Origin of the sequence: Suttonella indologenes (assembly GCF_900460215.1) — a bacterium.
In the GTDB taxonomy this organism is placed as follows: Bacteria; Pseudomonadota; Gammaproteobacteria; order Cardiobacteriales; family Cardiobacteriaceae; genus Suttonella; species Suttonella indologenes.
The window spans coordinates 1,512,486-1,534,402 of sequence record NZ_UHIA01000004.1 but is presented as its reverse complement, the minus strand read 5'-3'; the positions used below and the strand labels follow the sequence as shown (position 1 = coordinate 1,534,402).

Below are 21,917 nucleotides of genomic sequence, written 5' to 3'. Positions count from 1 at the left end.
ATAGTGTGCAGGATTTGAAGGCAATTCGCCATCTGAAATTTATCGCTTACTGGTTTTTGCTGGGCTTGCTGTGGTTGGCGGTGCAATTGCCTTGGCGGGCGCGTATGGCGCTTGGTGCTTGGATTGGACGCCTGATGTTTGCCCTGGCGAAAAGCCGCCGCCATATCACGGAAGTGAATTTGCGCCGCGTATTTCCGCAGCGCTCGGAGCAGGACTTGCAAAGAGCTTTGCGTCAATATGCCGAGAGCGTCGGGCAGGGTATGATTGAAACGGGCATGGGCTGGTTTTGGTCGGAGGCGCGTTTGCGCAAGATTTCGCAGATTGAGGGCGATGCGGCGGCATTGGCGAAAGTGATGGATAAGCAGCAACCGGTGGTTTTAGTGGGACTGCATACTACGCTGATGGAATTGGGCGTGCGTTTGCTGGGCATCTATGTGGATTCGGCGGGCATGTATCGCCCCTTAAGCAATCCTTTTTTTCATGAATGGATTAAGTATCAGCGCGGACGTTCGGCAACGGAATTGGTGCATTTCAAGGATATGCGCGCGGTGCTGAGGATTTTGCAGTCCGGCGGCAATTTATGGTATGCCCTGGATCAGGATATGGGTATCCGCACCGGCGTGTTCGCGCCTTTTTTCGGGATTGAGGCTTGTTCGGTAAATATTTTGCCGAAATTATCGCAGCGTACGGCGGCAGCGTGGATTCCGGTGTTTATTTGGCGTGAGGGGCGCGAGTATGTGGTGCGCGTGGGGGCGGAAATTCCTCAATATGAGGGGCAGAGCGATACAGAAGTAATGACGGCGGTCAATGCCGCTTATGAGGTGGAAATCCGCCAATATCCTGAGCAGTATTTTTGGCTGCACCGCCGTTTTAAAACGCGCCCCGAGGGCGAGAAGCCTTGGTATTAGTCAGGGCAATGCCTGCGCTTTGATTGCCATACTGCTGAAAGGCAGGGCGATGAGCAGGGAAAAAAGCATGAGGGCGCCGAGCAATGCCATTTGTCCGGTGCCGGAAAAGCCGAGCAGCACGTCATGCGTGGCTTGCACGCCTATAATTAGGGTGGGAATGTAAAAAGGCACAACGATAAGAAAGAGCAAAAAGCTGTTGTGCGATTCGCCAAGCGTCAGCGTCGCGCCGATTGTGCCGGTAAGCAGAAGACAAAGACTGCCCAGCATCAATAGCACCGTCAGTTGCGGCAACACGCCAAGCGGAATATGGAGCATAAAGGCAAAGAGCGGCAGGCAGAGCAAGAGCGGTAAAATAAAGCGCAGCCATGTGGCGATGATTTTGGCGGCAATGCTCAGCCATAAGTCCTCGAGATGGATGCGGTCTTGGGAAAGGGTGCCGTCGTTAAAATCGCTGCGCAAGAGTTGTTCCGCACCGAGCAGGGTGGCAAGCAAGAGAGCGAGCCATAGCGCGGCAGGGGCGCTATTTTGCAGTGCCTGATTATCCGCACCCAGAGATATGGGAAAGAGGCAGAGGGTCAGAGCAAAGAAAACGAGAGGTTGGATAATACTTTGCGGATTGCGCCAATTGGCAATTAGTTCGCGACGAATGAATAAAATAAGCATGTTTAAATAAATTTTATGTTAATTGCTTGCAGATTGGTTTTTCTTAAATATAATACCGCATAAAATTAGTGTAAAGTACTTCAATATACGGCTTTTGTGAGGCTATTGTAGATGAAAAAAGCAAGTTGGGACATCGATGATGTATTGCAACGTCATGGCACTTTAATGATTAAGCTGTGGTTGCAGGCGGCAAAGCGCAGCGGATTAACTAAAGAAGACAGCAGTTTAATATTAAGAGAAGCAACGACAGGCAATTATCTGCATTTGATTTCCACGCTGCAAAAATATAGTGTACCGACTGATAAACGTTTAGCTTCCGGACAGCAAAATTATATAGGTAAATAAAACGCCACGTTAAAAACCGCCGTAAGGCGGTTTTTTCATGCTCAATTACCGGCTATTACGTCGCGGTATTTTTCCGCATGGCGGTCGAACATGCTTTGCACATAGCTGCATTGCGGCACAATTTTGACTTGGTTTTCGCGGGCGTAGGCGGCAAGTGCGTCGAGCAATTGCTTGGCAATGCCTTGTCCGCGGGCGGCAGGGCTGACGTAGGTATGATCAGCGATGATTTGCTGCTCCGATGCCAAGGGGACGAAGGTAATTTCGCCTAAGATATCGGCGCCTTTGAGGTAGGAAAAACCGTTTTCATTTTGTTGAATCATCATCTTCTCCTGTGTTGTGTAGGACTGCTTGCAGCGCGCTGCGGCTGATAGGACCGTAGGGCATGCTGCGTGTTTTAGCCGCTAATTGATTGCGGTAGCGGATAAAATCGGCTTCATCATCTATCATGAGGAAAGGATTGCCGGCAAATTGTTCGCCGAGGGTGGATTCCTGCGCGATGCCGTAGTCGTGTCCGACCCAAATGCGCGTATGGGCGGGAAGTTGTTTTAGTTTTTGCAGGCTGTGGAATAGAGCGGCAGCATCGCCGCCTGTCAGATCGGCGCGTCCGCAGCCGTAAACAAAGAGGGTGTCGCCGGTGATGAGGTCGTCACCGATACGGTAGCAGGTGCCGCCTGCGGTGTGTCCGGGCGTGTCGATGACGGAAATCGTGCTATCTGCGAATTGGATTTCATCGCCCTCACTGAGCAAAATGGCGTCTTCGGGGCAGTCTTTCCATAGCGGATATTCTTTGGCATTGATGAAAAGGCTGACGGCTTCGTCATATAAATCCATGACGGCATTGACATGGTCATGGTGGCTGTGCGTAAGTAAGATGCCGACAAGTTGCAAACCTTCTTCCGCCAGCACTTCTTTGATGCCTTCCGCATCCCAAGCGGGATCGACGACCATGGCTTCTTTATGCACATGATCGGCGATGATGTGGATGAAATTATCGTGGTCTTCGGTAATCAGTTGAATGATTTCATGTGCCATGAGTTTGCTCCTATTGATGATTTTTCATAACGCGGGCTTTTTCGCGCTGCCAGTCGCGTTCTTTATTGACTTGGCGTTTATCGAATTCTTTTTTGCCTTTGGCGATGGCGACATCGACTTTGACAAAGCCGTTTTTCCAATACAGATTGATGGGGGCGAGGGTGTAGCCGTCGCGTTGTGCCGCGCCGATTAATTTGGCGATTTGATGTTTGTGCAAGAGCAGTTTGCGCGTGCGCTGCGGATCGGGGAAGACGTGCGTGGATGCCGACGGCAGGGGATTGATAAAGGCGGCGAATAAAAAGACTTCGCCGTTTTTAATCAGGATATGGCTTTCTTTGATTTGTACGCGCCCGGCACGCAAGGCTTTGACTTCCCAGCCTTCTAAGGCGATTCCCGCTTCAAAATGCTCTTCTAAAAAATAGTCGTGAAAGGCTTTGCGATTGGTGACAATGTTATTGTCCTGAGTTTTTTTCTTTTTCATGGTATCGATTTGCTTGGGCAGGGGTTACAATGCCGCTGTTGATATGAGGGAAGCTATTGTGCCACAAATCCGAAAATCTAAAAAATTACCTTTTTCTGCACAGCAGATGTTCGACTTGGTTGCCGATGTGGAGCAGTATCCGCAATTTCTGCCTTGGTGTGCGGCGGCAAGATTAGTGAAGCGCGATGAGACGGAAATCATCGGTACTTTGATTGTGGAAAAAGGCGGTTTACGCAAATCCTTTACTACGCGCAATCGCTATCAATATCCGCAATGGATGAATATTGCTTTGGTGGAAGGACCGTTTAAACATTTGTCAGGACGCTGGGAGTTTCTGCCGCAAGAGCAAGGCGGCTGCGAAGTGCGCTATGAAATGAATTTTGAGGTGCCGTTTTTCCTAGCCCCGATTTTAGGCGGCGTGATGGAGTATATGGCGAATACGATGGTGGGAGCTTTTGCAGAAAGGGCGGCGCAGGTATATGGACAAAGTGCTGATTAATATAGAAGTTGCCTACGGCGAAGCGGCTAAGCAAAAAATCATTGCCTTGCAGGTTTATGAAGGAATTACGGCGCATCAGGCGGTGGAACGTTCGGGGATTGTGCGCTTTTTTCCGCATTTGGATTTAAGCAATATAGAGGTCGGTATTTTTAGCAATGCCTGTGCTTTGGATACGCCTTTGCGGGCGGGCGATCGGGTGGAGATTTACCGTCCTTTGCTTTGCGATCCTAAAGAAATGCGCCGGCAAAGAGCGCGAAAAAAATAGCGGCGCTTGTGGATAAGTGCAAAAAAAACGAAAAAATTTTTTTCTTGACAAAAAATAGCGGAAAAAAATTAGTGCAGCGACGTTAAGTCGCTGTTTTTATGCTCGAAATAAATCATCCCACAATCTTGCACCAAAGATGGAAAAATAAGGTTTTTAGGTAGAAATCGGGCTTTTTATCCACAATAAAGGCGACTTATCCACAATCAGAGAAAGGCTAAGTTTAGGCTGCATTGCAAAAAAAAGAGAGCTGTCTATAATGTGGGAAAAAGTGCAACGTAAGACCAAAAAAGACCAAAATCATGTTTCGCGGTATCTATGAATTATCCTTAGACACAAAAGGGCGCCTTTCAGTGCCGGCGAAGCTGCGTGCGATTTTGGAGGAAGAAAGTGAAGGTTTGGTGACCTTAACGGCTGATTTAGATAAGAATTTGCTGATTTATACTACGAGCGAATGGCAAAAAGCCTCGAGCAAATTGGAAAGATTGTCCAGCGTCGAACCACGCGCACGCTTTATCAAGCGTCTTTATCTGGGTCATGCCAGCGATTGCGAATTAGACAGCACGGGGCGGATTTTGATTCCGCCGATGCTGCGCAAATATGCCAATTTGGATAAGAAAGTGGTGCTGACTGGTATGGGCAATAAATTAGAGCTGTGGAATCAAGAAGCTTGGGAGCAAATCAATTTGGCGGGTATCGAAGCCCTTTCTGCCGAAGGATTTGATTTCGGGGAAGAAATCGGGGCATTGTCTATATGAGTGCACATATTTCGGTTTTGCTGCAGGAATCGCTGTCAGCGCTTGAGATTCGTCCCGACGGCTGGTATTTGGACGCGACCTTCGGACGCGGCGGACATAGTCGCGCGATATTGGCGCAGCTTAATGAGCATGGGCGTTTGTACGCTGTGGATAGAGATGCGCAGGCGGCGGCGGAAGCGGCTTCCATTAGCGATCCGAGGTTTTATTTTGCCAAAACGCCTTTCGGGAATATTGGCGAGGCTTTTTCCGCCGAGCAAGGCTGGCGGACAGGCTGTTTGCATGGCGTTTTGTTTGATTTAGGCGTGTCTTCGCCGCAATTAGACGAGGCGATGCGCGGTTTTTCTTTTAATAAAGAAGGACCTTTGGATATGCGCATGGATCAGGAAAGCGGCATGTCAGCGCGCGATTGGCTGTTTTCGCATGATGAGGCGGCATTGGCACGCATTATTCGCGATTTGGGCGGCGAGCCGCATACGGTAGCGAAAAGAATTGCCAAGGCGGTTTTTGCAGTTCGCGAGCGTTTGCAGACGACGACGCAATTGGCGGAAGTAGTAGCGGCAGCGATGCCGAAAAAGTTTTATCGTCCTAATTTCCACCCTGCCACGCAGACTTTTCAGGCGCTGCGCATGGCGGTCAATGACGAATTGGGCGAGATTCAGCGCGGATTGGATGCTGCGGTGAATTTATTGACAAGCGGCGGTGTGCTGGCGGTTATCAGTTTTCACGGCGGCGAGGATGCGTTGGTCAAACGCTTTATTCGTGCGCAGGAAGGCGAGGCTTTGCCGGCGGAAATACCGAGCGATAGAGGGCGGGTCAATCAGGTTTTAGCCTTGGTTAACCCTGTGATTAAGCCGTCGGCAAAGGATGTGGCGGCAAATCCGAGATGTAGAAGTGCACGCTTAAGGAAGGCGGTAAAATTATGAAATGGTTGGCATTGATTTTTGCAGGATTATTGTGCGGCGTGGCAATCAACGGCGTGCGTACGGCGGTTTTCGCGCAGGAACATAATTCTTTAGTGGCTGAGGTTCAGCAGTTGAAAAATACCCGCAATCAGCTCAATGCCGATTGGACGCAATTATTGCTGGAGCAAAAAACTTTGGCCAATGACCATATGGTGGAGCAGGCGATTGCCAATGGTTTGAATCTGCATATGCCGCAGGCCAAACAAGTGGTGTATTTGCAATAGCCATGAGTATTAAGGCAAGACAATATGGAAAAAACCGCCGCCTAAGCTTTGTCTTAGGCATTTTGGCTTTAGCGACCTTGGGAATTGCCGCTAAGCAGGTATATTTGCAGACCGTTCAAAGCACGGAATTGATTAAATCGGCGGATAAGCGGACCGTGCGCGCAGTGTACGAGAGTGCTTTGCGCGGCATTATTTTAGACCGCGAAGGTGAGCCTTTGGCGGTGAGTTCGCCCGTGAGTTCGATTGTCGCCAATCCCAGACAGATGATGAGCACTTTGAAGGGTGATTTTCAGCGTTTATTGACGCAATGCCGCGAGAATGCACAGAGCGATGCGCAATGTCCGAGCGTTTTGGATAGCAATTTCAGCGAGGAATTACGCGAATTGCGTTATCGCAGAACGCGTTTGCAGCCTTTGGCGGATGTGTTGGCGATGGATGTGGTGGATTTGATTAACCGCGTGGAAGAGCGTTCTGCACGCGGTTTTTATTATCTCAAGCGGCAGGTGCCGCCTGCGCAAAGCGAGGCGGTCATGGCATTGGCTTTGCCGGGGATTAGTAAGGAGGACAGTTTTCAGCGTTTTTATCCTGACGGCGAATTGACGGGGCAGATTGTCGGCTTCACGGATGTAGAGGATAGAGGGCAGGAAGGCATCGAGCGGCAATACGACGATTGGCTGTCGGGACAGAAAGGCAAAATGCTGGTCTTGATCAATGCCAGACGCAATCCTTTGAGCGTGGTGCGCGAAGAGGTTGCCACGGCGCAAGGGCAGAATTTGCAACTCTCGATCGATAAGCGGATTCAGTATTTGATGCGGCGTGAATTATTGGGCGTGATGGAAAGTTATCGTGCTTTATCGGCTTCGGCGGTCATGGTAGACGTGCAGAGCGGCGAGATTTTGGGCATGGTTTCTTTGCCGGACGGCAATCCGAATAATCCTGCCGAACGTATTCCCGAATTGATGAAAAATCATGTGATTACAGATGTGTTTGAGCCGGGTTCGACAATTAAGCCGATTGCGGTGGCGGCGGCGATGCAGGCCGGTGTGATTAGTGCCAAAACGCAATTTTCCAGCGGTACGATGCGCATCGGCGCAAATAGGGTGCGTGATGTCCACAATTACGGTTCATTAGATACCACGGGCGTGATTCGCAAATCCTCGAATGTAGGCATGGCAATCATGAGTCAAAAATTGCCGCGCGGACAGTATTTCGATTTCTTGGGTAATATGGGATTCGGACAATTGTCGGGTTTGAATTTCCCCGGCGAGCAGCGCGGCTATTTGCCGGCAAATCAAAAATTAGGCGATTTCAGCTATGCCACGACCTTTTTCGGCTACGGTATTTCCACCACCGCCCTGCAAATCGCCCATGCTTACGCGACGATAGGCAATAACGGCGTGAAAGTACCGCTGACTTTAACCAAGCGCAATACGGCGGAAGCAGGGGTACAAGTCATCAAGCCGGAAGTGGCGCAGCAGGTGCTGGCGATGATGCAGACCGTGGTGGAAAAGGGCGGCACGGGCACGCGTGCGGCAATGGAAAGCTATACCTCGGCCGGCAAAACCGGCACCTCGCATAAAGTCGGCAGAGGTGGTTATATGAAAGATAAATACCGCGCTTTGTTTGCGGGGCTGGCGCCGGCTAAAAATCCGCGCATCGCCTTGGTGATTGTGGTGGACGAGCCGCAGGGCGAATATTACGGCGGCTTGGTCGCTGCACCTTCTTTTGCCAAAATTGCGGAAAGTTCGCTCAAATTATTAGGCGTGTTGCCGGATAACATCGGCAAGAGCAGCGAGGTTGAATTGACGGTGGATAAAGCCGTATTTGAAGACAATGATTTAGCGGGGGTATCCGCCTTTGAAACTGAGTAAATTTTTAGCCGCTATCGGGCAAGACTGTGCGCAAGAAGCGGATGTGCAGGCGATTAGCAATGATAACCGCCAATTGGATAAACGCACATGGTGGCTGGCGGCGCGCGGCGTGCATGGACATGCCCTGGATTATTATCGGCCTGCGCAAGATTGCGCGGGCATTTTCTATGAACCGCCCTATGACAATCCGCCGCTTCATGCGATTGCGGTGCCGGATTTGGCGCAGAAAATCGGCGTCTTGGCGGATGCTTTTTATGATTATCCTTCCCGACAAATGCGCCTTATCGGCGTGACGGGAACGGACGGCAAATCTTCTTTAGTGCATTTTCTGGCGCAGGCTTTGGATGCGGCGATGATCGGCACGATTGGTTACGGTCATTTGGCGGCATTGCAAAAGGCTTCGCATACCACGCCGGATGCCTTGCGCGTGCAGCAATTATTGCGGCAGTTCGCCGACGAAGGGCGGCAATGCACGGCAATGGAAGTCTCTTCTCATGCCTTGGTGCAGGGCAGGGTGGCGGCGGTGCGCTTCGATACGGCGGTATTTAGCAATTTAAGCCGCGATCATCTGGATTATCATCAGGATATGGAAGACTATTTTCTGGCAAAAGCACAATTGTTCGCGCGCCCGATTCGTCATGCCCTGATTAATACCGATGATGCTTACGGACGGCGTCTGATAGAAGAAGGGCACATTCATCCGCAGGCGGAGATTTGGTCGCTCAGCGCCGAAGGCAGACCTTTGTCCGCCGCCCATCATCAATTAAGCGCGCAGGACGTGCGGCTCAATGCCGAGGGTCTGGCATTTACCCTACATTACAAAGGACAGAGCCAAGCGGTGCAAAGCCGTCTGCTGGCACGTTTTAATGTGGCGAATTTACTCAATGTCGCTGCCTGCCTGCTCAGCGGCGGTCAGGATTTGGCACAGACGGCAGTGGTATTGGCGCGTTTGCAGGGCGTACCGGGGCGGGTGGAAAAAATCGATTTGGGCGAAGGCAGGGCGGCGATTGTCGATTATGCGCATACCGCCGGTGCGATTGAAAGCGTGCTGCAAGGCATTCGTCCGCATGTGCAGGGTAAATTATCGCTTATTTTCGGCTGCGGCGGCGACCGCGATGCCGGCAAACGTCCTTTGATGGCGGCAGCGGCAGAGCGTTTTGCCGATACGGTTATCGTTACCGACGACAATCCGCGCAGCGAAGACCCGCAGGCGATTATCGCCGATATCATGCAGGGTTTTGAGGCACCAGAAAAAGTGCAAATCATACAGCCGCGCGAGGCGGCGATTAGGGCGGCATTGGAGCAGTTGCAGGCAGGCGATACCTTGCTGATTGCCGGCAAAGGGCATGAAAACTATCAAATTATCGGCACAAGCGTATATGAATATTCCGATCGGGCGGTGATTAGGGCATGGAAAACAAAATGATATTGAGCAGCGCCGAAGTCTGCGCCATTACCGGCGGCAGCCTGATAGGCAATAGCGACTGGCTGTGTCAAGCGGTGTCGACGGATACGCGCAGCTTACAGGCGAGCGATGTGTTTGTGGCTTTGCGCGGCGCCAATTTTACGGGAGAAGATTTCTTGGCGGCGGCGGCAACAGCAGGCGCGGCAGCGGCAATCGTGCAAGAAGCGCGTCCAATCGATATACCGCAAATCGTGGTCAAAGACAGTTTGCAAGCCCTGAAAGACTTGGCGGCGGCACGGCGCGCGCGCAGTCGGGCGACCTTTATTGCCCTGACGGGCAGCAACGGCAAAACCAGCACCAAAGAAATGCTGGCGCGCATTTTGGCGCAGCGGGGAAAAACCTTGGCGACCTTGGGCAATTTGAACAATGACATCGGCGTACCGCTGACTTTATTGCGCCTGCAAGGCGACGAAGATTTTGCCGTGATTGAAATGGGGGCGAATCATATCGGCGAAATCCGCCGATTGGTTGAGATTGCCCGTCCCGATATCGCCTTGATTACCAATGTGGCGGCGGCGCATTTGCAGGGCTTCGGCTCTCTGGAGGGCGTGGCGGAGGCCAAAAGCGAAATATACCGCTACAGTGAGGCGGCTTTGGTCGTCAATGCGGCTTTGCCTTGGGCGGCGCAATGGCGGCAGGCATTTGCCGACAGACGCATAAAAACCTTTTCATTAACAGGGGATGGCGATATTATCGCGCCTTTTGTCGCACCTGACGGCAGCCGTTTTAGCCTTTCTGTTGCGGGCGAGACGGCGGAAATCGCATGGCAATTGCGCGGTCGGCACAATGTGGCGAATGCTTTGGCGGCTTGTGCGGCGGCATATTTGGCGGGCTTATCGCTGAGCGATATGGCGCAGGCGCTGAACGGCTTGGTCTTGCAGCAATCGCGTTTAAGCGCCTTTCGTTTCGGACGGCATGTGATTTATGACGACAGCTATAATGCCAATCCCGCTTCTTTCCAAGCGGGGATTGATGTGATTGCCGCCGCGCCCAATGCCTTGGTGATTGCCGGCGCGATGGGCGAACTGGGTGCAGACAGCGAGGCTTTGCATCGTGAGGTGGCGGAATATGCGCGCGCCAAAGGGGTTGCGCGTTTTTGGAGCTTGAATGCGCCGGCTTACGGCGCGCAGGATTTTTCTTCGCTGGAGGCATTGGCGGCGGCGTTTAGGACGGCTTTGGCGGAAGAAGAAGCGCTGACGGTATTGGTAAAAGGCTCGCGCAGTGCGCAAATGGAGCGTTTGTTTGCGGCGGCGCAGTTAGAAGACTATAGAAAAGGATAATATTATGCTTTACGCACTCGCCGAATGGCTGAATAATTATTTTACGCCTTTTAATGCATTTACTTATTTGACTTCGCGGATTATTTTGGGTGCGCTGACGACACTTCTGCTCTCCATCTTTTTAGGCGGCAAGATGATTGTGTGGCTGAAAAAAATGCAGATGGGGCAGTTTGTGCGTGATGACGGGCCGCAGACGCATTTGAAGAAAAGCGGCGTGCCGACCATGGGCGGCGCCTTGGTTATTTTCTCGATTGCGGTTTCGATGTTGCTGTGGGCGGATTTGCGGGTGGCTTATACTTGGATTACCTTGTTTGTGCTGATCAGTTTTGGTGCGGTAGGCTGGTTGGACGATTACCGCAAAGTGAAAAAGAAAAATAGCAAGGGGTTGAGTGTGAAAGAAAAATATCTGTTTTTATCGGCGGCAGCCCTGCTCACCGCGCTGTGTTTGTTTTGGCTGGCGAAACGCCCGATTGAAACGGCTTTGATAGTGCCCTTTTTTAAAAATGTGGAATGGCAGATGGGTTGGCTGTTTGTGCCTTTTGTCTATTTCGTGCTGACGGGCTCGAGTAATGCCGTCAATCTGACCGACGGATTGGACGGCTTGGCGATTATGCCGGTGGTATTGGTGGCGGCGGCTTTATGCGTCTTCGCTTATTTATCGGGCAGTCCGGCTTTTGCCAATTATCTGCATATTCCCGCCATTCCCGGCGCCGGCGAGGCGGCGGTATTTTGCGCGGCGATTGCCGGCGGCGGCTTGGGCTTTTTATGGTACAACGCCCATCCTGCGCAAGTCTTTATGGGCGATGTCGGCTCTTTGGCTTTGGGCGCGGCTTTGGGCGTGGTCGCCGTGATTGTGCGTCAAGAATTGGTGTTTGCCGTGATGAGCGGCATATTTGTGGCGGAAGCCTTGTCGGTCATCATTCAGGTCTCGGTGTATAAGCGCACGAAAAAACGCGTATTCCGCATGGCGCCTTTGCACCATCATTTTGAATTGAAGGGTTGGCCGGAGTCGCGCGTGGTGATTCGCTTTTGGATTATTACGGTGATTTTGGTCTTAATCGGTTTATCAACTTTGAAGTTCCGCTAATGATGATGCAGGAAAAATTAGCCGCTTTGCGTTTACCCGAACCGATTGCGGTCGTAGGAATGGGCGTTTCGGGTAAGAGCGCTTTTCGATATTTGCAGGCGGCAGGCTATCAGGTGCAAGCCTTTGACGGCAAAGCCCAAGGCGAGATTTTGCCCTTATGCTTGGATGATCCGGCGCAATTCGCCGCTTTTGCTACATTAATCGTCAGCCCGGGGATTGACCGCCGTACAGCGGCGATTGCTTCTGCTGGCGGCGAGGTTATCAATGATGTCGAGCTGTTTGCACGTTTGGTGGAAAAGCCTGTCTTGGCAGTAACCGGTTCAAACGGCAAATCGACGGTGGTGTCGATGTTGGCGGAAACCTTGAGCGCTTTAGGACAGCGTGTGCGCCTATGCGGCAATATTGGCCGTCCTGTTTTGGAGGCTTTGTTCGACGCGCCGCAAGAAACCGATTGCTATGTGGTGGAATTATCCAGCTACCAATTGGAAGTCTGTCCTTCTTTGCAGATTGCGGTGGGCGCGATTGTCAATATTACGCCCGATCATCTCGACCGCTACGACAGTTTTGCCGATTATGCGCAGGCAAAAGCCAATTTGGCGCGCCAATCGGCGGTCTGCGTGCTCAATGCCGACGATGCGCAATGCACGGCATTGGCGGATTTGGCGACACAAACGCTGTTTTACGGCAAGGGACAGGCGGTCTGTGTGCAAGATGACGCCCTATGGCTAGACGGCGAAAAAGTTTTGGATACCCGTCAATTAAGTGTTTACGGCGCGCATAATGCCGCCAATGCTTTGGTCGCTTTGCTGATGCTACGCGCTTTCGGAGCGGATATGGCGGAGGCTGCCGCGGCTTTATGTCTGTTTAAAGGTTTGCCGCATCGCATGGTTTTGGTCGGCGAATATGGGGGTGTGCGCTATCTGAACGATTCCAAGGCGACCAATATCGGCGCTACCGCCGCCGCTTTGGCGGGCATCAGCGCGCCGATATATCTGATTGCCGGCGGTGTGGGCAAAAATCAGGATTTTAAGGAGTTGGCGCAGGTGATTTTGCAGTCCAGCGTGAAAAAAGTCTTGCTTATCGGGGTGGATAACCGCGATATGCAAGCGGCATTGCAGACCGGCGGCATCGATTATGTCGATTGCGGCGAGATGCATCATGCGGTGCAATATGCCAAGCAGGCGGCACAAGCCGGAGATTGGGTGCTGCTTTCGCCGGCAACGGCGAGTTTCGACCAATTCAGCGGCTATGATGCGCGCGGTTCCTGCTTTGCCTATGAGGTGCAAAACCAATGCCAGTAAATTCACCGCACCTGTTTAATCCTGTGGCGGATTTTCACGCCCAGCAAGACCAAAATACCAATCGCTGGCAGGGCTTGGCCTTTCCGGATATTTGGCTCTTGTTGGCGATTATGTGCCTGATGTGCGTCGGCATGGTCATGGTAACTTCCGCTTCCGCGCCTTTGGCGGCGGCGCAGGGCAAAGAGAGCGTTCATTATGCGCTGCGCCAAGCGGTTTATTATGGCTTGGGTCTGTTTATGCTGGTGGCGATGCTGCGCATTGAAAGTGAGAAGCTGCGCCGCAGAAGTCATCTGATTATCGCCTGTTGTTTTATCTTATTGATTGCGGTGCTGATTCCGGGGATTGGGCGGCAAGTCAACGGCGCGCAACGCTGGATTAATTTAGGCATTTTCAATTTGCAGGCGGGGGAAGTGATGAAGCTGGGGGCGATTATTTTTGCCGCCGCGTTTTTTCATCGGCACCGCGTGAGTTTGCGCCATTCTTTTTGGAAGATTTCGCAGGTCATGATGTTTTTAGGCGTAACGGCAGGCTTATTGCTGGCAGAACCCGATTTCGGCACGACGGTCGTGGTCGGGGCGACGGTGCTGATTATGCTGTATTTGGCAGAGGCGAATCTTTGGTATTTGGCGCTGTACGGCTTAGGCGCATTGCTCTTAGGTGTAGCAGTGATTGTCATTGAGCCTTATCGTTTGCAGCGCATCACTTCTTTCTTAAAGCCCTTTGATTTCGCCGATGACGAGGGCTATCAATTGGTACATTCTTTGATTGCCATCGGTCGCGGCGAGATTGAGGGCGTGGGCTTGGGCGAGAGTATTTTCAAACATCAGTTCGTGCCGGAAGCACATACCGATTTCATTTTTGCAATTATCAGCGAGGAATTCGGGCTTATCGGCGCATTATTGGTCATGGGATTGTTTGCGCTCTTGATTTGGCGCGCTTTTGCTACGGCGGCGCTGGCGCATCGGGTGCGCAAAAATTTCGCCAGTTTGCTGGCTTGCGGCATCGGCACATGGCTGGGTATTCAGAGTTTGATTAATTTCGGCGTGGTTAACGGCAGTTTGCCGACCAAGGGTTTGACCTTGCCGCTGATTAGCTACGGCGGCAGTTCGGTCATCATTACCTGCATGGCATTAGGGATTTTGCTGCGCATTGATGCGGAGTCGCGCTTTGTGGCAAAACGCGAGGGGAAAATATGACAGAGTGGAGTGGAAAAACGGTGCTGATGATGGCGGGGGGGACGGGCGGACACGTCTATCCTGCTTTGGCGGTGGCGCAGGCTTTGGCGGTACGCGGCGCAGAGATTCATTGGCTGGGCAATGCCGACGGCTTTGAGGCGGCGAAAGTCGCGCAAGCCGGCTTTACTTTACATGATATTCAAGTCAAGGCTTTGCGCGGCAAGGGCTTGATTGGTTGGCTGAAAGCGCCTTTTATGATTTATGCGGCGCTCAAGCGCGTCAAAGCGGTTATGCGCCGTTTACGTCCGGCAGTCGTTATCGGTATGGGCGGCTTTGTCTCGGGGCCGGGAGGCTTGGCGGCAAAGCAGCTGCGCATTCCTTTGGTCATTCATGAGCAGAACGCCGTCATGGGCATGACGAATACATGGCTGGCGAAATGGACGGATAAGGTCTTGTTAGCCGATAAGCGTGCGGCGGATAAACTGCCTGTCGGCAAGGATTTTGTGGAAACCGGCAATCCGGTGCGTACCGATATTGCCGCCTTGGAAGCGCCTGAAAAACGCTATGCCCAGCATTACGGCAAAATCCGTCTGCTGGTTTTGGGCGGCAGTCAGGGGGCAAAAGCATTAAACGAATTATTGCCGCAGGCTTTGGCATTGATTCCTGAAGACAGCCGCCCGCGCGTGACTCATCAAGTCGGCAGCAAATGGCTAGAAGCAACCGAGGCTTTGTATGCGCAATCGGGCGTGAAAGCCAAGGTTTTGCCTTTTATCGAAGATATGGCGCAGGCCTATGCCGAAGCGGATTGGGTCTTGGCGCGTTCGGGCGCGGCGACGGTGGCGGAGATTGCTACGGTCGGCATTGCCGCCGTATTCGTGCCTTTCCCGCATGCCGTCGATGACCATCAAAGCGCCAATGCACAGACTTTGGCGGCACTTGGAGCAGCCGAGATTGTGCAGCAGAGCAATCTCGATGCGCAGACATTAGCTGCCTTGATTCAGGCGCGCGATTTGCGTGAAGATTTGGCGGCGCAGGCGGCGCTTGCGCGGCAAGTAAGCCATGCGCAGGCTTTGGATAAGATTTTGCACAATATTGAGGAAGTACTGCGATGAAAGCAGCAGATATTCATTTCGGGCGCATCGAGCGCCGTCAGATGCGCCGCGTACAAAACATCTTTTTTGTCGGTATCGGCGGCGTGGGCATGAGCGCGATTGCCGAGGTATTGATTAATTTAGGCTATCAAATCAGCGGTTCGGATCAAAAAGCATCCGCGATTAGCGAAAAATTGGCGGCGCAAGGGGCTAAGATTTTCTACGGGCATCATGCCGATAATGTCGAAGGGGCGCATGTGGTGGTTACCTCTTCCGCCATCGCCAAAGACAATCCCGAGGTATTGTGCGCACGCGAATTGGGCATTCCCGTGATTCGGCGGGCGGAGATGTTGGCGGAAATCATGCGTTTTCGCTTCGGAATTGCCATTGCCGGCACGCATGGCAAAACCACGACTACCAGCCTGACCGCCAGTATTTTGACCGATGCCGGCTTAGACCCGACCTTTATTATCGGCGGCGTGCTGACGGCGGCGGGAAGCAATGCGCGTTTGGGCGAGGGGCAGTATTTGGTCGCCGAAGCTGATGAATCCGATACCTCGTTTTGGCTGCTGCAACCGATGATTTCGATTGTAACCAATATCGACGCCGATCATTTGGAGAATTATGAGCACAGCTATGAGGTGCTGAAAGCAGGCTTTGTGCGCTTTTTGCATAATCTGCCTTTTTACGGCTTGGCGGTCTTGTGTATTGACGATCCCGGCGTGCGCGCGATTTTGTCGGAGGTGGCGCGCCCGATGCGCACTTACGGTATTTCCAAAGATGCGGACGTGCGCGCGCTTAATGTGCGTCAGGAAGGCATGCAGATGCGCTTTGACGTGATTGACGATGCCAGCAATACCACTTTCCCCGTGACTTTGAATATGCCGGGCAAACATAATGTACTTAATGCCTTGGCGGCGATTATTGTCGGCGAGGAATTGGGTCTGGATCGCGAGGCGATTATCAGCGGTTTGGCGGCGTTTCGCGGCGTAGGACGGCGTTTTACCCATCACGGTCGCTTGAAACATGCGCGCGGCGAAGCGGATATTTTTGAAGATTACGGGCATCATCCCAATGAGATTAAAGCCGTTTTGGCAGCGGCGCAGGAGGGCTTCGCAGGGCGGCGGATTGTGCCGGTCTTCCAGCCGCACCGTTTTACCCGCACCCGCGATTTGCTCGATGATTTCGCCGAAGTCTTGAGCGAGTGCGAAGTTTTGGTGCTGACCGATGTCTATAGCGCCGGCGAAGCGCCGATTGCAGGAGCAGATACCAAAGCCCTCAGCCGCGCCATTCGCGCGCACGGACGCGTCGAGCCGATTGTGATTGCCGATAAAAACGACATCACGGCCTATTTGCGCGAGCATTTGCTGCAAGATGAGGATGTGGTGATTTTCTTAGGCGCGGGCGATATCGGACGCTTGGCAAAAGAGATTGTGGCGGAGGAAGCATGAAGCAGTTTGGCAAGGTTGCCGTCTTATACGGCGGCGATTCCGCAGAACGCGAAGTCTCTTTAATCAGCGGACAGGCGGTATATGAGGCTCTGTGTCGTCAAGGCATCGATGCGCATTTGGTGGATAGTCGAGATCGTCAGGCAGTACTGAATTTAGGCAATCAGGGTTTTGATCGTGCTTTCGTGATGTTGCACGGTCGCGGCGGCGAAGACGGACAAATTCAGGGCGTCTTGCAATGGCTGGGCATTCCTTATACCGGCAGCGGCGTGATGGCTTGCGCCTTGGCGATGGATAAAATCATGACCAAGCAAGTCTGGGCGAGCTACGGTTTACCGGTGCTGAAAGACTATGTTTTGCAAGGCAATGAAAGCTATGATGAAGTCTGTGCTTTGCTTAAAGTGCGGGATTTTGCCGTCAAGCCCGCTTTGGAAGGCTCCAGCGTCGGGATTAGTCGCGTGCGTAATGCCGGCGAATGGCAGGCTGCTTTAAGCCATGCCAAAGTCGGCGAGCAGAAAGTGATGGTTGAGCCTTGGGTGGAAGGACGGGAGTTGACCTGTGCGGTCGTGGATAATCAAGTCCTGCCCTTAATTGAGATTATTACCGGCAAAACGCATGATTTCTATGATTTTCATGCCAAATACCAAGCCGAGGATACCTATTATCTCTGTCCTGCGCCCTTAGATGCGGACTTAAGTGCGGAAATCGCCGCGCTGACCGCCAAGGCTTTTGCGGTGCTGGATGCCCGCGCTTGGGGGCGGGTAGATATTATGTTAGACCAAGAAAACCGTCCTTGGCTCTTGGAAATCAATTTAGCCCCCGGCATGACCTCGCATTCTTTAGTACCGCAGGCGGCGGCACAAGCGGGCATGGATTTTGACGCCTTAGTGCTGCGCGTTTTGACGCAAACCTTAGAGAGTCCTGCATGATTGCCAATCAGCGTCCCAAGCGGAGAACTTCCGTCGGTTCTTTGACGCAGGATAAGCGCAAGCGTTCTGTGCTGGGATTTTTAGCCAGTTTGCTGCTGACGCTGTTTTTGTTGCTGGTTATCGGATTATGCTCTTGGCTTTTGTGCCAACGCTTAACTCAAGATGCCTTTTTGCCGCTTAAACGCGTGGTTTTGCTGCGTCCTTTGATCTATGCCGACGGCAATCAGCTGACGGAAAAAGTGCAACATTTCGGGCGCAACGATTTATTGCAAATCGATGTGAGCTTGCTGGCGGCGGAATTGCGCAAGCAAGATTGGGTCAAATCCATTGTGGTCAGCAAAGAATGGCCGGACGCGCTGCGCATTGACGTGCAGGAGCGCGTGCCGCTGCTGCGCTGGGGCGACAGGCATTTTTTGGATAATGAGGCGGCGATTTTCGCTTTGCCGGAATCGCCTGCTTTGGCGATGCTTTTCCCGGTGCACGGACCGCAGGGCAGCGAGGCGCAGGTCTTGGATATGTATCTGCATCTGAATCCTTGGCTGAACGCGCAAGGCTTGCCGCTGCGCCGTTTACGCTTAGATGAGCGTCATGTCTGGCATCTGTATTTGGCCAACGGCATCGAAGTGATTTTAGGACGCGAAGAATTAAATAAACGACTGAAAAAATTAGTGGTAATTAAAGAAAAAATGTTAAATCGTTATGGGCAGTATATTTCTACCTTAGATTTGCGTTATGCAGACGGCTTTTCCGTGCGTTGGAAAGCGGGGGTCAGTCCTGTGAGCGAGAAAATAAAAAACGAGAAGGCCGGAAAATGAGTGCAATAGAAAATATTCAAGCCGTCATCGATATTGGCAGTTCGCGTTTGCGCGTATTGATTGCGCAAAGCAATACGGAAGGAAAATTCAGTGTCTTAGGCTGCGGCGTGGTCAATGCCGAAGCGGTGAAAGCCGGCGTGATTAAAGATATTGCCGCCGCAAAACAGGCATTGCATTATGCGATTGAAGAAGCCGAACGCCAATCCGGCTATGAAATCCGCAATGTCGATGTGGCAATCGGCGGAGAATACGTCATGGGGCTGAATAGCGAAGCGCAGATTTTTGTTTCAAATCAGCAAGTCGGCAATGCTCATATGCGCGAATTGGTTTTGCAGGCGCGGCATAAAGTCAGCGAGCCGAGCCAGCAAATTCTGCATATCTTGGCGCAGCAATACGTTTTAGACGGACGCTATGAAGTAGCCTACCCCGAATCCATGCCGGCGCGGCAGGTGAATGCCAGTTATCACGTTCTGCGCGCCGATCAAACCATGTGCGCCACCATCAAGCGTTGCGTGGAAGCGGCAGGGGTCGGCGTGAATGCCATCGTTTCCAGCGCTTTGGCGTCTTCTTATATGGCGACCACCGCGGAAGAGCGCGAGATGGGCGTATGTCTCTTGGATATCGGCGCCGGCACCAGCGATTTTATGATTTGGTTAAACGGCGTGCCGATTGCCAGCGGCGGACTGACCATCGGCGGCGAGCAAGTTTCCAGCCATTTGGCAGGCAAATATTCCACCACGCGCCAATATGCGGAAATGCTCAAATGCCAGCAAGGCGCGATGCTGCTGCCGCTGATGAAAACGCAGTTTTTGGAATTGCCGCATACGGGGCTGCGCAGCGGACGCAAAATCGAAAGCGCGGATTTCGTTGCCGCCATCCATGAAAGCTATGCGCAATTATTCCAGCATTTTGAAGCCGCTTTGCGCCGCTTGGGCATGAGGGAAATCCCGATTCACAGCATCGTGATTACCGGCGGCGCGGCGCAACTGCCGGGGCTGACGCATTATTTAGAAGAAAAATTCGCTTTGCCGGCGCGTTTGGCGAAGCCGTATTTCATTGAAGGACTGGCCGATCACCTGCAATACGATGCAGGCATGACGGGTGTTTTGGGAATTGCCAAATTGCTATACGAGCCTTTGCCGGACCATGTTTGGGAAATTCAGCCAAAACGCGATATAATCCGCAAGTTAAAACACATTTTTGGAAGAGGTAGCCAATGGGCATAGAATTTGTCGGTCAGGAAGACAGTCGTAGCGAAACAGGTTCGCCGGTGCTTATCCGCGTAGTCGGCGTGGGCGGCGGCGGTTGTAATGCGGTCAAACATATGAGCGATTTTGATTTACAAGGTGTGGAGCTGATTTGTGCAAATACGGATTTGCAAGCGTTAAGAAACAGCCCTGTTCAACAAAAATTGCAATTAGGCGTGGAAACCACGCGCGGCATGGGTGCAGGCTCGCAGCCGGAAGTCGGACGCGCCGCCGCCGAAGAAGATCGCAAGCGTATTCGTGAAGTTCTGGAAGGGGCGGATATGATTTTCATTGCTGCCGGCATGGGTGGCGGCACCGGTACCGGCGCGGCGCCGGTGATTGCGGAAGTGGCGCGCGAAATCGGCATCACCACATTGGCCATCGTCACCAAACCTTTTGATTTTGAGGGTTCAAGACGTATGCGCATCGCCGAGCAAGGCGTTGAAGCTCTAAAAGCTAATGTGGATTGCTTGGTCGTCATTCCCAATGAGCGTATTTCGGAAGTGATGAGCGATGATATGCCGATGAATGAGGCTTTCCGCGCCGTGGATGATGTACTAAAAAACGGTGTACGCAGCATTGTCGGCGTTATCCAAAAACACGGACAACTCAATATCGATTTTGCCGATATTAAAACCATCATGTCCGCACGCGGTATCGCTATTTTGGGCTCAGGCGAAGCGCAAGGACCGGATCGTGCCGCCACCGCAACGCATAAGGCGATTTCTTCGCCTTTATTGGAAAATATCGATATTTCACGCGCCACCGGCATTATGTTTAGCGTATCTGCTCGCAAAGTCACTAAAAAAGACTTCACAACCGCGGGCAAACTGATTGAATCGGCTTTGCATTATCCGGATCCCTTGGTTATTGCCGGTATGTATGATGACGAAAGCATTCCGGAAGACGTGGTACGCGTTACCTTACTAGCCACCGGAATCAGCGATGAAGAAGATGCCTTTGACAGTGGCAATCTCTTCGGCTTCGGTACGCCGAACAATGCGCAAACTATCCCTGCTGCAGAAATGCCTATTAACCCTGCAGCGGAAAACACTCAAAAAGTCGGACAAAAAGGCGATGGGCATTTAAGCGGTTTGAATATCCCTTCAATCCTGCGCAGAAAGGCAAAATAATGCTGCGTCAGCGTACCATCAAGCAAGCCATTTCAGGTTCCGGCATCGGCGTGCATAGCGGCAAGCAATGCGATATCCGCCTACTGCCCGCGCCTGTCGGCACAGGTATCGTCTTTCGCCGTACGGATATCCATCCTATGGCGGAAGTGCCTGTTAATGCGCGCGATGTACGCGACACGCAATTATGCACCGCAATGGTTGTAGACGGCGTGCGCATCGCGACCGTCGAGCATCTGATGTCCGCCCTTGCCGGCTTAGGCATCGATAACCTCTATATCGAGCTGAATTCGCCTGAAGTGCCGATTATGGACGGCAGCGCCGCTCCCTTTATTTATCTCCTGCAACAGGCGGGCATCCGCGAGCAAGACGGGGCAAAACGCTTTATCCGCATCAATGAAAGCATTGAAGTGCGCGAAGGTGATAAATGGGCGCGGCTTTCGCCTTATCAAGGCTACCGCCTAGACTTTACCATTGCTTTTAACCATCCTGTCTTTCGCCATCGCAATGATCATGTGCGCTTGGATTTTTCCACGCGCGATTACATCCGCGATATTAGCCGCGCGCGTACTTTCGGCTTTTTGCGCGATATTGAATTTTTGCAAAGCCACGGCTTAGCCTTAGGCGGCAGCTTGGATAATGCGGTTGTGGTGGATGAATTTCGTATTATGAACGAGCAGGGATTGCGTTTTGACGATGAATTCGTGCGTCATAAACTGCTTGATGCCGTCGGCGATTTATACATGCTCGGCGCGCCGCTTTTGGCTTGGTATCAGGGCTATAAATCAGGGCATGATTTAAACAACAAACTCTGCCTCGCGGTACTTGAAACGCAGGGCGTTTGGGAATGGACGGGATTGGATCCCAATCAGCAACATAGCTTGGATTACGGCTACGGCAAACAGGATTTCTTAGCTTACGCTTAGTAGGCAGCATTCTTTAAG

The 21,917-nt window shown here is 52.3% G+C and carries 24 protein-coding genes; 20 read left to right on the top strand and 4 right to left on the bottom strand.

The features are described from left to right. Positions 1–5 precede the first annotated feature (5 nt). Positions 6–908: an LpxL/LpxP family acyltransferase gene (locus DYC63_RS11510; protein WP_245888188.1), complete on the top strand. Its 903-nt coding sequence runs from the start codon at positions 6–8 to the stop codon at positions 906–908. Here the strand turns inward: DYC63_RS11510 and DYC63_RS11505 are convergent, their stop codons facing one another. Next, positions 909–1,571: a heme exporter protein CcmB gene (locus DYC63_RS11505; RefSeq protein WP_115219342.1), complete on the bottom strand. Its 663-nt coding sequence runs from the start codon at positions 1,569–1,571 to the stop codon at positions 909–911. Positions 1,572–1,682: 111 nt separating this feature from the next. On the opposite strand from DYC63_RS11505, the gene DYC63_RS11500 reads away from it, so the two are divergent. Beyond that, entirely contained in the window at positions 1,683–1,916 is a 234-nt protein-coding gene (locus DYC63_RS11500; protein ID WP_115219341.1) for a hypothetical protein, read from the top strand. A gap of 41 nt (positions 1,917–1,957) precedes the next feature. Here DYC63_RS11500 and DYC63_RS11495 read toward each other — a convergent pair whose 3' ends face one another. From DYC63_RS11495 to smpB, 3 genes are read right to left on the bottom strand one after another with little or no spacing between them, the layout of a single operon-like run. Beyond that, positions 1,958–2,236, bottom strand: a complete 279-nt coding sequence (locus DYC63_RS11495; protein ID WP_218564621.1) for a GNAT family N-acetyltransferase — start codon at positions 2,234–2,236, stop codon at positions 1,958–1,960. Continuing rightward, positions 2,220–2,948 carry an MBL fold metallo-hydrolase gene (locus DYC63_RS11490; RefSeq protein WP_115219339.1) on the bottom strand — a complete coding sequence of 243 codons (729 nt, stop codon included), beginning with the start codon at positions 2,946–2,948 and terminating at the stop codon, positions 2,220–2,222. The genes DYC63_RS11495 and DYC63_RS11490 overlap by 17 nt, the downstream gene beginning before the upstream one ends. 10 nt (positions 2,949–2,958) lie before the next feature. Next, positions 2,959–3,429 (bottom strand): SsrA-binding protein SmpB, encoded by a 471-nt coding sequence (gene smpB, locus DYC63_RS11485; protein ID WP_115219338.1) that lies wholly within the window; start codon positions 3,427–3,429, stop codon positions 2,959–2,961. Between the two features lie 58 nt (positions 3,430–3,487). Here smpB and DYC63_RS11480 point away from each other — a divergent pair, with 58 nt between their 5' ends. From DYC63_RS11480 to lpxC, 18 genes are all read left to right on the top strand, one after another. Beyond that, positions 3,488–3,928, top strand: a complete 441-nt coding sequence (locus DYC63_RS11480; protein WP_245888185.1) for a type II toxin-antitoxin system RatA family toxin — start codon at positions 3,488–3,490, stop codon at positions 3,926–3,928. Further along, on the top strand, positions 3,909–4,193 hold the full coding sequence (locus tag DYC63_RS11475) for an RnfH family protein (RefSeq protein WP_115219336.1): 285 nt from the start codon (positions 3,909–3,911) through the stop codon (positions 4,191–4,193). Before DYC63_RS11480 ends, DYC63_RS11475 begins: the two co-directional genes overlap by 20 nt. Before the next feature lie 299 nt (positions 4,194–4,492). Continuing rightward, positions 4,493–4,948 carry a division/cell wall cluster transcriptional repressor MraZ gene (gene mraZ, locus DYC63_RS11470; RefSeq protein WP_115219335.1) on the top strand — a complete coding sequence of 152 codons (456 nt, stop codon included), beginning with the start codon at positions 4,493–4,495 and terminating at the stop codon, positions 4,946–4,948. Beyond that, positions 4,945–5,871 carry a 16S rRNA (cytosine(1402)-N(4))-methyltransferase RsmH gene (rsmH, locus tag DYC63_RS11465; RefSeq protein WP_115219334.1) on the top strand — a complete coding sequence of 309 codons (927 nt, stop codon included), beginning with the start codon at positions 4,945–4,947 and terminating at the stop codon, positions 5,869–5,871. The genes mraZ and rsmH overlap by 4 nt, the downstream gene beginning before the upstream one ends. Next, positions 5,868–6,134 (top strand): cell division protein FtsL, encoded by a 267-nt coding sequence (gene ftsL / locus DYC63_RS11460; protein WP_115219333.1) that lies wholly within the window; start codon positions 5,868–5,870, stop codon positions 6,132–6,134. Before rsmH ends, ftsL begins: the two co-directional genes overlap by 4 nt. Positions 6,135–6,136: 2 nt before the next feature. After that, the gene (locus DYC63_RS11455) at positions 6,137–8,005 is read left to right on the top strand and encodes a peptidoglycan D,D-transpeptidase FtsI family protein (protein WP_115219332.1); all 1,869 of its coding nucleotides are present in this window, start codon (positions 6,137–6,139) and stop codon (positions 8,003–8,005) included. Continuing rightward, positions 7,992–9,431 carry a UDP-N-acetylmuramoyl-L-alanyl-D-glutamate--2,6-diaminopimelate ligase gene (locus DYC63_RS11450; RefSeq protein ID WP_115219331.1) on the top strand — a complete coding sequence of 480 codons (1,440 nt, stop codon included), beginning with the start codon at positions 7,992–7,994 and terminating at the stop codon, positions 9,429–9,431. The genes DYC63_RS11455 and DYC63_RS11450 overlap by 14 nt, the downstream gene beginning before the upstream one ends. Continuing rightward, the gene (locus DYC63_RS11445; protein ID WP_115219330.1) at positions 9,428–10,750 is read left to right on the top strand and encodes a UDP-N-acetylmuramoyl-tripeptide--D-alanyl-D-alanine ligase; all 1,323 of its coding nucleotides are present in this window, start codon (positions 9,428–9,430) and stop codon (positions 10,748–10,750) included. The genes DYC63_RS11450 and DYC63_RS11445 overlap by 4 nt, the downstream gene beginning before the upstream one ends. Before the next feature lie 4 nt (positions 10,751–10,754). After that, a complete protein-coding gene (gene mraY / locus DYC63_RS11440; protein ID WP_115219329.1) occupies positions 10,755–11,837 on the top strand; it encodes a phospho-N-acetylmuramoyl-pentapeptide-transferase in 1,083 nt (360 codons plus the stop codon). A 2-nt stretch (positions 11,838–11,839) separates the two neighbouring features. Next, positions 11,840–13,138 carry a UDP-N-acetylmuramoyl-L-alanine--D-glutamate ligase gene (gene murD / locus DYC63_RS11435; RefSeq protein WP_218564620.1) on the top strand — a complete coding sequence of 433 codons (1,299 nt, stop codon included), beginning with the start codon at positions 11,840–11,842 and terminating at the stop codon, positions 13,136–13,138. Then, complete coding sequence (ftsW, locus tag DYC63_RS11430; RefSeq protein ID WP_115219327.1) at positions 13,129–14,334, top strand: putative lipid II flippase FtsW; 1,206 nt, start codon at positions 13,129–13,131, stop codon at positions 14,332–14,334. The genes murD and ftsW overlap by 10 nt, the downstream gene beginning before the upstream one ends. Continuing rightward, the gene (gene murG / locus DYC63_RS11425) at positions 14,331–15,425 is read left to right on the top strand and encodes an undecaprenyldiphospho-muramoylpentapeptide beta-N-acetylglucosaminyltransferase (protein WP_115219326.1); all 1,095 of its coding nucleotides are present in this window, start codon (positions 14,331–14,333) and stop codon (positions 15,423–15,425) included. The genes ftsW and murG overlap by 4 nt, the downstream gene beginning before the upstream one ends. Further along, the gene (murC, locus tag DYC63_RS11420) at positions 15,422–16,855 is read left to right on the top strand and encodes a UDP-N-acetylmuramate--L-alanine ligase (protein WP_115219325.1); all 1,434 of its coding nucleotides are present in this window, start codon (positions 15,422–15,424) and stop codon (positions 16,853–16,855) included. Before murG ends, murC begins: the two co-directional genes overlap by 4 nt. After that, positions 16,852–17,781, top strand: a complete 930-nt coding sequence (locus DYC63_RS11415; RefSeq protein ID WP_115219324.1) for a D-alanine--D-alanine ligase — start codon at positions 16,852–16,854, stop codon at positions 17,779–17,781. The genes murC and DYC63_RS11415 overlap by 4 nt, the downstream gene beginning before the upstream one ends. Beyond that, positions 17,778–18,596 (top strand): cell division protein FtsQ/DivIB, encoded by an 819-nt coding sequence (locus DYC63_RS11410; protein ID WP_115219323.1) that lies wholly within the window; start codon positions 17,778–17,780, stop codon positions 18,594–18,596. The genes DYC63_RS11415 and DYC63_RS11410 overlap by 4 nt, the downstream gene beginning before the upstream one ends. Continuing rightward, complete coding sequence (gene ftsA / locus DYC63_RS11405) at positions 18,593–19,822, top strand: cell division protein FtsA (protein ID WP_115219322.1); 1,230 nt, start codon at positions 18,593–18,595, stop codon at positions 19,820–19,822. The genes DYC63_RS11410 and ftsA overlap by 4 nt, the downstream gene beginning before the upstream one ends. Next, positions 19,813–20,976: a cell division protein FtsZ gene (gene ftsZ, locus DYC63_RS11400; RefSeq protein ID WP_112863921.1), complete on the top strand. Its 1,164-nt coding sequence runs from the start codon at positions 19,813–19,815 to the stop codon at positions 20,974–20,976. Before ftsA ends, ftsZ begins: the two co-directional genes overlap by 10 nt. Continuing rightward, entirely contained in the window at positions 20,976–21,899 is a 924-nt protein-coding gene (gene lpxC, locus DYC63_RS11395) for a UDP-3-O-acyl-N-acetylglucosamine deacetylase (protein WP_115219321.1), read from the top strand. Before ftsZ ends, lpxC begins: the two co-directional genes overlap by 1 nt. The last annotated feature ends 18 nt before the right edge of the window (positions 21,900–21,917 follow it).